Genomic DNA, 10,422 nt, shown 5'->3' with positions numbered 1-10,422 from the left:
ACGTCGCCACGGATGACGGTACCCGGCCAGATCGAAACATCGTCGGCAAGCTCCACGTCACCAATGAGGGTACACGCCGGGTCGACGTATACGCGTGCGCCGAGCACCGGCCGCTGGCCGCGCAACGGGCGCCGGGGGGTCTTCGGTGGCACCGTAAATCCGGGCGATCGCGACTATGATACGCGGGCCGCGGCGCGCGCCGGGCTGGGCCCGGCGCTACCCCCTTGCGCCCGCTGCACTTGCCGGCCGGTCCCCCTGCGCCCGGTAGCGCGGGCGCAACCCCGGCAGCCCTTCCCCTTACGCGCTAGACTGTTGGTCTTTCTGCCCTTTTTCGCCCAGCCTCATGTCCGAGCACACCCCCGCCAGCCCCGAGACCCCCGCCGACAGCCACGAAAAGCGCGATTTCATCCGCCAGATCGTGCGCGAGGACCTGGCCAGCGGAAAGCACCAGGCGATCAAGACCCGGTTTCCGCCGGAGCCGAACGGCTACCTGCACATCGGCCATGCCAAGTCGATCTGCCTGAACTTCGGCATTGCCGGCGAGTTCAGCGGCGTATGCAACCTGCGCTTCGACGACACCAATCCGGCCAAGGAAGACCCGGAGTACGTGGCCGCCATCCAGGATGATGTCCGTTGGCTGGGGTTCGAGTGGAACGAACTGCGCCACGCCTCCGATTACTTCCAGGCCTACTATCTCGCCGCCGAGAAGCTGATCGAGCAGGGCAAGGCCTATGTGTGTGACCTGTCGGCCGAGGAAGTGCGTGCCTACCGTGGCACCCTGACCGAGCCGGGCCGTCCCTCGCCGTGGCGCGACCGCAGTGTCGAGGAGAACCTCGACCTGTTCCGCCGCATGCGTGCCGGTGAATTCCCGGACGGTGCGCGCACCCTGCGCGCGAAGATCGACATGGCCAGCGGCAACATCAACCTGCGCGATCCGGCGCTGTACCGCATCAAGCATGTCGAGCACCAGAACACCGGCAATGCGTGGCCGATCTACCCGATGTACGACTTCGCGCATGCACTGGGCGATTCGATCGAGGGCATCACCCACTCGCTGTGCACCCTGGAATTCGAGGACCATCGCCCGCTCTACGACTGGTGTGTGGACAACGTCGATTTCGCCCATGACGACGCACTGACCCAGCCGCTGGTCGATGCCGGCCTGCCGCGCGAAGCCGCCAAGCCGCGCCAGATCGAATTCTCGCGCCTGAACATCAACTACACGGTGATGAGCAAGCGCAAGCTGATGGCGCTGGTCACCGAGCAGCTGGTGGACGGCTGGGAGGACCCGCGCATGCCGACCCTGCAGGGACTGCGTCGCCGCGGCTACACCCCGGCGGCAATGCGCCTGTTCGCCGAACGCGTGGGCATCAGCAAGCAGAACTCGCTGATCGACTTCAGCGTGCTGGAAGGCGCGCTGCGCGAAGACCTCGACGGCGGCGCACCGCGCCGCATGGCCGTGGTCGACCCGCTCAAGCTGGTGCTGACCAACCTGCCCGAAGGCCATGAAGAACAGCTCACCTTCAGCAACCATCCGAAGGACGAGAGCTTCGGCAGCCGTCAGGTGCCGTTCGCGCGCGAGGTCTGGATCGACCGCGAGGACTTCGCCGAAGTACCGCCGAAGGGCTGGAAGCGCTTGGTGCCGGGCGGCGAAGTGCGCCTGCGTGGTGCCGGCATCATCCGCTGCGATGAGGTGATCAAGGATGCCGACGGCACCATCACCGAGCTGCGCGGCTGGCTGGATCCGGAGTCGCGCCCCGGCATGGAAGGGGCCAACCGCAAGGTCAAGGGCACCATTCACTGGGTCAGCGCCGTGCACGGCGTTCCGGCCGAGATCCGCCTGTACGACCGGCTGTTCTCGGTGCCGAACCCGGACGACGAGTCGGAAGGCAGGACCTACCGCGACTACCTCAATCCGGAATCGCGCCGCACCGTCACCGGCTATGTCGAGCCGGCCGCGGCCAGCGCCGCGCCGGAGCAGTCGTTCCAGTTCGAGCGCACCGGCTACTTCGTTGCCGACCGCCGCGACCACACCGAAGCCAAGCCGGTGTTCAACCGCAGCGTGACGCTGCGCGATACCTGGTCGGCCTGAGGACCTGCGCGGGCGCCGGCACGGCGCCCGCACGCCCGCGACGATGGTCACCGCCCTGTCCGCCCTGCTCTGGTTCATCTCGCAGCATCCGCTGCTGACGTTCTTTGCAGCAATGGGGCTGGCCGCGCTGGTCTCGTGGTGGCGGCGTTCACCGGTCTACGCCATCGTGGTGTTTCCGCTGGCGATGCTCAACATCTTCCTCGGCAGCTTCCTCAACGCCACTTTCCTCAACGCGGTGGGCGAGCGCGGTGAAGCGGTGATCGTGAAGGCCGAGGAAACCAATTCCACGCTCAACGAACAGTACATCTGGCGCTACGAAGCGGTGTTGCGCACTTCCGAAGGTCGCGACGTGGAGGTGGTGTTCCACACCAACACCGCTTCGCTGTGGCCGCTGGAGAACGCGATCCGCATCCCGGCTCAGGACCAGCCGTTCGTGGTGAAGTACACGCCGGGCTTTCCGCGCAACTTCGTCATCCTCACCACCGAATCACCGCACGGCATCGCTCAGGCCCGTGCCAGCGCGCGCGAGCGGGTGGAGGTCGCCGCACGCAAGCTGCACTTCAGCCCGGGCAACGCCGATTTCCGCGCGGACTATCGCCGCGAACTGGATACCTGGCTGCGTGATCATGGCAACGATCCGCAGCAGCAGTCCGACGCACGGCGATATCGCGCAGAACGCGAAGCACTCGATCACTAGCACCCGGCCCGGCCTGGATGCTCCACCCGATCCATCCACAGGCCTGACATGACCACGACGTCCACCGCCCTCCTCCCGCTGCTGCAGCAGGTCCTGCAGGACGCTGGCATCGCCAGCCGCGTCGACGGCGGCGCGCTGGTGCTGGACAGCGGCCTGCGCCTGACCCCGCATGCGATGGCGGCACACGCGCGCGACAACGGTGGCTGGCAGACCTCCACGGTCATCGAGGCGCAGCACCCCACCCTGTTCGCCGATGGCCTGTTCGAGTACCAGCACGCCAACGGCGCCGATGAGCAGGCCTCGCTGCTGTCCGGCTTCCAGGCCTGGGTGCGGGTGGACCTGGCCACCCTGCAGACCGCAGTGGGCGCCGACGACGCGCAGGGCCTGCCGATGATGGGCCTGACCTATCCAGCAGGTGATGACGGCAAGGAACACGGGCGCACCGTCGTGCTGGGGCCGCTGGCCCACTACCGCGCGCAGGAGGTGGAGGTCTCCACATGCAGTGAGGACGACCACGGTTCCTGCCCCTGCTGCCTGTTCACCAGGAGCATGGACGCCTTCGACGAGCTGCTGAAAGCGCGCCAGTTCCTTGCCATCCGCCTGTTCGCCTCGCGCGATGCCGATGGCCTGTGCGAGGCCGATTGCCGGGTCAATGGCCACGACTTCGCCCCTGCCCTGCCATTGCTGCGCGCGTATGCCGCCAGTTGGCCGCAGGCCGGGCTGGAGTTCCGCAAGCAGTACGTGGTGATCCGCACCGGCTCACCCGGCTGACGCGCCCACACCCGGTACAGGCCGGTGCGGCTACACTGCGCGCCGGTTTCCCAAGCAACCGCACTTTTCCCATCCCACACGAGGCACCCACGCGATGCTGTATGCGCAAGTCCACCTGACCCTTCCCGCCTGGATCCACGACCAGATCGACCTGGATCGTCGATATCCGGGCGATGAGGCCAAGGTCGCGCTGGCCATCGAGCTGTCGCGACAGAACGTCGAGCACGCCAGCGGCGGCCCGTTCGGCGCCGTGGTGTTCGGTCCGGACGACAAGGTGATCGCCGCCGGCGTGAACCGGGTGATGCCGCATGCCACCTCGTTGGCACATGCCGAGAACATGGCCTACATGCTGGCCCAGCAGCGCCTGCAGACGCCGCGCCTGAATGCCGTGCTGTCGCCGGTCACCCTGGCCACCAGCTCGCAGCCGTGCTGCCAGTGTTACGGCGCTACGGTGTGGGCCGGCATCGACCGCCTGCTGATCGGCGCCAGTGCCGCCGATGTAGAGGAACTGACCCCGTTCGACGAAGGCCCGCTGCCAGCCGACTGGGTGGGCGAGCTCAACAAGCGCGGCATCGAGGTGGTGCAGGGCCTGAACCGCGACGCTGCGCGCAGTGTGCTGCGCTCCTATGGGGAAGGCGATGGCGCCCGTTACTGAGGCCGGCATCGGCCTGCTGTGCCTGTGCCGCCAGGGCTTCGAGCCGGAGCTGGCCGGCGAACTGCAGTTCCGCGCCGGTGAGGCAGGCTTCGCCGGCTACGCACGTACCCAGCGCAATGACGGCTATGTGTTGTTCATGTGCGACGAAGCGGCCGCGCTGGCACCGCGGTTGCCGTGGCGCGGCCTGATCTTCGCGCGGCAGAAGCTGGTGGTGCTGGCTGAACTGCCGCAGCTGGATCCGGCCGATCGCATCACGCCGATGCTGGAGGTGCTGGCCAATGCGCCACGCTTTGGTGATCTGTGGGTCGAACATCCGGATTCGGATGCCGGCAAGCCGCTGTCCGGGCTCGCCCGTGCGTTCGGCAACGCATTGCGCCCGGCGCTGCGCAAGGCCGGCAAGCTCAGCGACAAGCCCAATGCACGGCTGCCACGCCTGCACGTGGTGTTCGTCGACGGCACCCACGCCTTCATCTGCGTGGCCGACCCCGCCGACAGCGCACCGTGGGCACTGGGCATTCCGCGCCTGAAACTGCTGCCGGAGGCCCCCTCGCGTTCGGCGCTGAAGCTGGACGAAGCCCTGCTGACGCTGCTGGCGCCGGAAGAACGCGAGGCACTGGTGAAACCCGGCATGCGCGCGGCCGACCTGGGGGCGGCACCGGGCGGCTGGACCTGGGTGTTGACCCGCCAGCACATGCAGGTGCTGAGCATCGACAACGGCCCCCTGCGCCAGCACGTACTGGATACCGGCCTGGTCGAGCACCTGCGCGCGGATGGCTTCCATTGGCACCCGGAGCAGCCGCTGGACTGGATGGTGTGCGACATGGTCGAGCAACCGCGTCGCGTTGCCGAACGCATGGCCACCTGGTTCCGCGAAGGCTGGTGCAGGCATGCCATCTTCAATCTGAAACTGCCGATGAAGAAGCGCTGGGACGAGACCCGGCTGTGCCTGGACCTGTTCCAGGAGCAGGCTGGCACGTCGCTGGAAGTGCGTGCCAAGCAGCTCTATCACGACCGCGAAGAGATCACTGTGCTGGCGTCGCCGATGCGGTGATGCGCGGCAGGGTCATCGCCCGCACAGGATGCCGCGGGTACGCTTCCGTCAACGCCTGCCAGGAGTCCGTCATGTACCGTCCGCGTTTGCCCGTGCTGCTGGCTGCCCTGCTGGCCACGTCCCCCGTGCTGGCGCAGCAGCTGCCGCCCACACCCGCGCAGAGCCAACCGCTGGGTCCGACCGGCGGAGCCATCCGCCAGCAGCCCTTGAATGCCGGACGGGTCACCGGCAGCGTCGATATCCCGATGCCCGCAGGGGAGGCCCAGGTCACGGTGCGCTCGGTTGAACCCAGCAGCGTGACCGGCCAGTACCGCATCCACTTTGCCGCGCTGGATACCGACGGTGATGGCTTCATCAGCCGTGCGGAGGCCCAGGCCAATCCTGCACTGGCCGATGAGTTCACCGCGCTGGACAGCAAGCGCCGCGGCAAGCTGGATCGTGCCGACCTGGCCGGCTGGCTGATTGATTGATCCGGTTCACGGATCCCGCCGGGCATGGCCCGGCGCTACCGGCGGATCAACCGCCAAACGGGGTCGTCACACGCCGGCGGCGCGCTTCCAGAACGCCTGAACCAGTGGCGGCCACTTGCCGACGCAGCCCAGCGCGCGGCCACGGGCCAGGGTCAGGTGCATCTCGTCGTTGGAGAAGAGGCGATTGATCGCATCGAAACTGTAGGCGGCCACCTGGTTGTCGCTACGCCGCTCGCGGGCCCAGCGCTGCAGGCGCTGCGGCGACAGGCGCGGCTGGCCACGGCGCTCGGCTGAAGGCGCCAGCCATTGCCGCAGGGCAGCGACATCCCGCAGCCCCAGGTTCACGCCCTGCCCGGCCAGGGGATGCACCACATGCGCGGCGTCGCCGAGTGCGAGCACGCGGCCGGCCACATAGTGGCGGGCCAGCTGGCGGCGCAGCGGGAACGCGGCGCGCGGCGACACCAGGCGCAGTTCGCCCAGCCGTGCGGCGAAGGCGCCGGTCAGTTCGCGATTGAATGCCTCCTCCTCCAGCGCCAGCACGCGCACCGCCTCTTCGTCAGGCAAGGTCCACACGATCGAGCTGCGGCGCTCGGCCACCGGCAGCAGCGCCAGCGGACCGGTCGGCAGGAAACGCTGCCAGGCCGTAGCCTGGTTGGGCAGCTCGCTGTCGACGTAGGCCACCACGCCACGTTGGTGATAGTCGTGGCGCACCACGTCGATGCCCGCCAGCTCGCGCAGCGTCGACTCGGCACCATCGGCGGCCACGGCGAGGGCCGCTTCCAGCCTGCGTCCGTCATCCAGGCGCAGTCGCACCCCTTCCTCGTCCTGCTCCAGCGCCTCCACCCGTGCCGGGCAATGCAGCTGCACCCCGGCCGCCGGCAGTGCCGCCCACAGGCGATCCTGCAACAGCCCGTTCTCGACGATGAAGCCCAGCTCGCGACGCCCCAGGCGGTCGGCATCGAACAGCAGGTCCTCGCCTCCCGCGGCATCCCATACCTGCATGCGGCGATACGGCCAGGCCCGCGCCTGTACGATCGCAGGCCACATGCCGAGACGGTCCAGCAGCTGCACGTTGTCAGCCGCGAAGGCGAATACGCGCAGGTCCGGCTGCGATGCCTGCCAGGGCGCGGGCTCACGGCCCTCCACCAGAGCGACGGCCAGCCCCGCATCGGCCAGCGCCAGTGCACACGCGGCACCGACCACGCCGCCTCCCACGATGACCACGTCCAGGCGCGCGCGGCGGTTCATGCGGCTTCTCCGCGGCACAGTCGCGGCACGACGCCACGGAAACCCATCGCCCCGCCGACCAGCATCGACTGCACCGAACCGCGCTGCGCGGCCACCAGGCCGAGACTGCGCAACGGGCGCATCAACGGCGCAGGATTGCTGGTCAGGCGCGCCAGTCCTCCGGAGAACGCCACCGTCTGCTGGCGATCCTCTTCCCGACGGGCCACATACGCACGCAGCAGCGCATCACTGCCGGCATCGCCTGCATCGTCTTCCAGCAGTTCGGCCAGGGTCAGCGCATCGCGCAGGCCCAGGTTGAAGCCTTGCGCGCCCAACGGATGGATGGTCTGTGCGGCATTGCCGAGCAGCACCGCGCGCTCGCCTGCCAGGGCACGCGCCAGCACCTGGATCAGCGGGTAGGCACTGCGCGGACCCGACTCCAGCAGACGCCCGGCACGCCAGCCGATGGCATGCTGCAGGCGCTGCAGCCACGCTGCGTCGTCCAGCGCCATCACCGCGTCGGCGTCTTCGCGCGCCACCCCATGCACCGTGCCGAAATGGCGGTCGCCACGCGGCAGCAGGGCCGTCGGGCCGGTATCGGTGAAGCGCTCCCAGGCCGTGCCGTCGGGCGCGCGCTGGCTGCGCACGCGGGATACGAACAGGGTCTGCTGGAAATCGTGGCGGTCGACCTCGATGGCCAGCGCCTCCCGCACCGCACTGGCCGTGCCATCGGCACCGACCACCAGCCGTGCCAGCAGCGTGCGCTCGCCGGCGTCGTCGGCCACATGCACCTGGCGACAGCCCTCCACCACCCCGCCCAGGCCGAGGAAACGCATCGGCCGGTAACGCCGCAGCCGCGGCAGTTCCTGCAGGCGTGCCTCAAGCGCATGGCCGAAGTCTCGTGCGACCACCACCTGACCGAACCACGGCCGGTTGTAATCGGCCGCATCGAGCTGCACCCGGCCAAAGTCACCGGCGCGGCTGACATGGATGCGACGGATCGGTCCCGGCGCCATCGCCAGCTTCTGCATTACCCCCAGCGCGGTCAGCGCGTTGACGGTGGCGGCGGCGAAACTGAGGTTGCGCTGGTCGAACACCGCCGGCAGTCCACCGGCAGGGCTGGCCTCGATCAGGCCCACGTCGCGGCCCAGGCGGTCCAGGGCGATGGCGAGGCTGGCACCCACCAGTCCGCCGCCGACGATCAGCACGTCATGTCGTTCACTCATGGCGTTCATGATACGCGCTCGCCCCGGCTGTACACCGAACGCGACGCTGCCTGCGCCAACCCGCGCGGCGGGCTAGAATGAAAGCTGAATCCGCTCCGGGCCCGCCGCCATGTCCGACACCGCCAATCGTGCCTTCGTCCTGTCCGTGCTCGTGCTGTTGCTGGCGGCGACCCGGGTCAACCACTTCGCGGCGATCCCCGATGCCTCCTGGGCGGTGTTCTTCATCGGCGGTTTCTACCTCGCGCGCTGGACGCGCTGGGCCTTTCCGCTGCTGATGCTGTTCGCGGTGCTGGTCGACTGGATCGTGATCCGCAGCGCGGGGCTGGATTTCTGGCAGCACTACTGCGTGTCGCCCGGCTACTGGCTGCTGCTGCCGGCGTACTTCTCGCTGTGGGCCGGCGGCATGCTGCTGGGCCACAACTACCGCGGCGCGCGCTGGCCGGTGCTGGCCAAGGGTGCGCTCCTGCTGGTGGCCTCGGTGGCGCTGTGCCATCTGCTTGCGCAGGGGGGCTTCTACTGGACCACCCGCAACGTTGCCGAGCCGACGCTGGCGGGCTGGGCGCAGAACTACGCACAGTGGTTCGGCCCCTACCTGCGGACCACGGCGATCTACGTGGCGCTGGCCGCCGCCCTGCAACTGGCCGTGGAGCAGGTGCTCAAGCTCCAGCAGGCCCGTCGCGACATCCGGCACTGAGCTGCGCCATGGGCCATCGCCTCTCGCGCATCTACACCCGCACCGGTGACGACGGCAGCACCGGACTGGGCGATGGCCAGCGCGTAGCCAAGGACGATGCCCGCGTCGCCTCCTACGGCACCGTCGACGAAGCCAACGCGGCGCTGGGCCTGCTGCTGGCCGCACCGCTTCCGGACGACGTACGCGCGCTGGTGGTCCATCTGCAGCACCAGCTGTTCGACCTGGGCGCCGAGCTGTGCATCCCCGGCCATGCCGCGATCCATGCCGCCGATGTCTCGGCGCTGGAACAGCAGCTGGACCACTACAACACCACGCTGCCGATGCTGAAGGAGTTCATCCTGCCCGCCGGTGGCGAAGCCGCCGCACGCTGCCACCTGGCACGAACGATTGTCCGCCGCGCCGAGCGCGAGACGGTGACGCTGTCCCGCCGTGAGAACGTGCGCAGCGAAGCGCTGCAGTATCTCAACCGGCTGTCGGACCTGCTGTTCGTGCTGGCCCGGGTGCTGGCCCGCGCCGATGGGCAGGGCGAGGCGCTCTGGCAGCCCCAGCACCGGCAGGGCTGAGTCCGTACGATGCTGGTCTTCACCCATCCGTCCTGCCTGCTGCACGATCCCGGTCCGGGCCATCCCGAATGCCCGCAACGGCTGCAGGGCGTGCTCGACGCCCTGCGCGGCGCATTCCCCGGCCAGCTGGACTGGCGCGAGGCCCCACCCGCCAAGTTCGGCGAGTTGAGCCGGGTCCACGACAGCGCTCTGCTCGACTTCGTGCTGCAACCGCAGACCGTGCCCCTGCGCCAGCTGGACATGGACACCTGGACCTCGCCCGGCTCGGCCAGTGCGGCGGTGCATGCTGCCGGTGCCGGTGTGGCCGCAGTGGATGCGGTGATGCTGGGCGCGGACCCGCTGGCGTTCTGCGCGGTGCGCCCGCCGGGTCACCATGCCACCAGCAGCACGGCCATGGGCTTCTGCCTGCTCAACAACATCGCCATCGCCGCAGCCTACGCGCGCGACCGCCACGGGCTGGAGCGGATCGCGGTGGTCGACTTCGACGTCCACCATGGCAACGGCACCCAGGACATCTTCCAGCACGACGCACGGGTGTCGTATTACAGCACCCACCAGGCCGGCCTGTTCCCCAACTCCGGCCTGCGCCGTGACCGTGGCGCGGGCAATCTGATGAACATCCTGCTGCCGCCGGGCAGTGGCGGATTCCGCTTCCGCAATGTCTGGGCCGACGAGATGCTGCCGGCCATCGACGACTTCCGCCCGCAGCTGATGCTGATCTCGGCAGGCTTCGACGCCCATCTGCGCGACCCCCAGGCGGATCTGATGCTGGAGACCGAGGATTTCGCCTGGATCACCCGCGAACTGCATGCGCTGGCGCGTCGCCATGCGGCCGGCCGGGTGGTGTCGATGCTGGAGGGCGGCTACGACCTGCAGGCCCTGGCCGAATGCAGCGTGGCCCACGTGCAGGCCCTGATGTCGCCGGCGGCGTCCCCCCCGGCTGGATGAACCCGAGCCGGTGCGACCGGGCCGCCTT

The 10,422-nt window shown here is 68.9% G+C and carries 11 protein-coding genes and 1 pseudogene; 9 read left to right on the top strand and 3 right to left on the bottom strand.

The annotated features are described in order from the left end of the window. Positions 1-152 (bottom strand): annotated as a pseudogene (locus tag ACVOMM_RS06045) (gamma carbonic anhydrase family protein); the annotation flags it as partial. Between the two features lie 191 nt (positions 153-343). Between ACVOMM_RS06045 and ACVOMM_RS06040 the strand changes: the two are divergent. The 6 genes from ACVOMM_RS06040 to ACVOMM_RS06015 all read left to right on the top strand — a co-directional run bounded on the left by ACVOMM_RS06040 (position 344) and on the right by ACVOMM_RS06015 (position 5,736). After that, entirely contained in the window at positions 344-2,092 is a 1,749-nt protein-coding gene (locus ACVOMM_RS06040; RefSeq protein WP_481525990.1) for a glutamine--tRNA ligase/YqeY domain fusion protein, read from the top strand. A gap of 43 nt (positions 2,093-2,135) precedes the next feature. Further along, a complete protein-coding gene (locus ACVOMM_RS06035) occupies positions 2,136-2,789 on the top strand; it encodes a hypothetical protein (protein WP_277381424.1) in 654 nt (217 codons plus the stop codon). A 48-nt stretch (positions 2,790-2,837) separates the two neighbouring features. Next, entirely contained in the window at positions 2,838-3,560 is a 723-nt protein-coding gene (locus ACVOMM_RS06030) for a DUF6348 family protein (RefSeq protein WP_481525989.1), read from the top strand. A gap of 94 nt (positions 3,561-3,654) precedes the next feature. Next, positions 3,655-4,215 carry a nucleoside deaminase gene (locus ACVOMM_RS06025; protein ID WP_180875731.1) on the top strand — a complete coding sequence of 187 codons (561 nt, stop codon included), beginning with the start codon at positions 3,655-3,657 and terminating at the stop codon, positions 4,213-4,215. Beyond that, positions 4,199-5,266, top strand: a complete 1,068-nt coding sequence (gene rlmM / locus ACVOMM_RS06020) for a 23S rRNA (cytidine(2498)-2'-O)-methyltransferase RlmM (protein WP_180875730.1) — start codon at positions 4,199-4,201, stop codon at positions 5,264-5,266. Before ACVOMM_RS06025 ends, rlmM begins: the two co-directional genes overlap by 17 nt. A 71-nt stretch (positions 5,267-5,337) precedes the next feature. After that, positions 5,338-5,736: an EF-hand domain-containing protein gene (locus tag ACVOMM_RS06015; RefSeq protein ID WP_065182845.1), complete on the top strand. Its 399-nt coding sequence runs from the start codon at positions 5,338-5,340 to the stop codon at positions 5,734-5,736. A 66-nt stretch (positions 5,737-5,802) separates the two neighbouring features. Here the strand turns inward: ACVOMM_RS06015 and ACVOMM_RS06010 are convergent, their stop codons facing one another. Beyond that, positions 5,803-6,984: a UbiH/UbiF family hydroxylase gene (locus ACVOMM_RS06010; RefSeq protein ID WP_481525988.1), complete on the bottom strand. Its 1,182-nt coding sequence runs from the start codon at positions 6,982-6,984 to the stop codon at positions 5,803-5,805. Continuing rightward, positions 6,981-8,189: a 2-octaprenyl-6-methoxyphenyl hydroxylase gene (gene ubiH / locus ACVOMM_RS06005; protein WP_180875728.1), complete on the bottom strand. Its 1,209-nt coding sequence runs from the start codon at positions 8,187-8,189 to the stop codon at positions 6,981-6,983. The genes ACVOMM_RS06010 and ubiH overlap by 4 nt, the downstream gene beginning before the upstream one ends. Positions 8,190-8,298: 109 nt before the next feature. Between ubiH and ACVOMM_RS06000 the strand changes: the two genes are divergently transcribed. The 3 genes from ACVOMM_RS06000 to ACVOMM_RS05990 are packed head-to-tail and all read left to right on the top strand — an operon-like array spanning position 8,299 to position 10,394. Further along, positions 8,299-8,883, top strand: coding sequence for a hypothetical protein (locus tag ACVOMM_RS06000; RefSeq protein WP_053519669.1), 585 nt, complete (start codon positions 8,299-8,301; stop codon positions 8,881-8,883). 8 nt (positions 8,884-8,891) lie between these two features. Continuing rightward, positions 8,892-9,446 carry a cob(I)yrinic acid a,c-diamide adenosyltransferase gene (locus tag ACVOMM_RS05995; protein WP_277381423.1) on the top strand — a complete coding sequence of 185 codons (555 nt, stop codon included), beginning with the start codon at positions 8,892-8,894 and terminating at the stop codon, positions 9,444-9,446. Positions 9,447-9,455: 9 nt separating this feature from the next. Then, positions 9,456-10,394 carry a histone deacetylase family protein gene (locus ACVOMM_RS05990; protein ID WP_065176230.1) on the top strand — a complete coding sequence of 313 codons (939 nt, stop codon included), beginning with the start codon at positions 9,456-9,458 and terminating at the stop codon, positions 10,392-10,394. Positions 10,395-10,422 lie beyond the last annotated feature (28 nt).

It is taken from the genome of Stenotrophomonas sp. STEN009, assembly GCF_056760395.1.
This window is presented reverse-complemented; position numbering and strand designations above follow the sequence as displayed.

Excerpts from the sequence above, each read along its gene's own strand:
- rlmM (WP_180875730.1), top strand. The coding sequence starts at position 4,199 with ATGGCGCCCGTTACTGAGGCCGGCATCGGCCTGCTGTGCCTGTGCCGC.
- ACVOMM_RS05990 (WP_065176230.1), top strand. The coding sequence starts at position 9,456 with ATGCTGGTCTTCACCCATCCGTCCTGCCTGCTGCACGATCCCGGTCCG.
- ACVOMM_RS06030 (WP_481525989.1), top strand. The coding sequence starts at position 2,838 with ATGACCACGACGTCCACCGCCCTCCTCCCGCTGCTGCAGCAGGTCCTG.
- ACVOMM_RS06015 (WP_065182845.1), top strand. The coding sequence starts at position 5,338 with ATGTACCGTCCGCGTTTGCCCGTGCTGCTGGCTGCCCTGCTGGCCACG.
- ACVOMM_RS06040 (WP_481525990.1), top strand. The coding sequence starts at position 344 with ATGTCCGAGCACACCCCCGCCAGCCCCGAGACCCCCGCCGACAGCCAC.
- ACVOMM_RS06035 (WP_277381424.1), top strand. The coding sequence starts at position 2,136 with ATGGTCACCGCCCTGTCCGCCCTGCTCTGGTTCATCTCGCAGCATCCG.
- ACVOMM_RS06000 (WP_053519669.1), top strand. The coding sequence starts at position 8,299 with ATGTCCGACACCGCCAATCGTGCCTTCGTCCTGTCCGTGCTCGTGCTG.
- ubiH (WP_180875728.1), bottom strand. The coding sequence starts at position 8,189 with ATGAGTGAACGACATGACGTGCTGATCGTCGGCGGCGGACTGGTGGGT.
- ACVOMM_RS06025 (WP_180875731.1), top strand. The coding sequence starts at position 3,655 with ATGCTGTATGCGCAAGTCCACCTGACCCTTCCCGCCTGGATCCACGAC.
- ACVOMM_RS05995 (WP_277381423.1), top strand. The coding sequence starts at position 8,892 with ATGGGCCATCGCCTCTCGCGCATCTACACCCGCACCGGTGACGACGGC.
- ACVOMM_RS06010 (WP_481525988.1), bottom strand. The coding sequence starts at position 6,984 with ATGAACCGCCGCGCGCGCCTGGACGTGGTCATCGTGGGAGGCGGCGTG.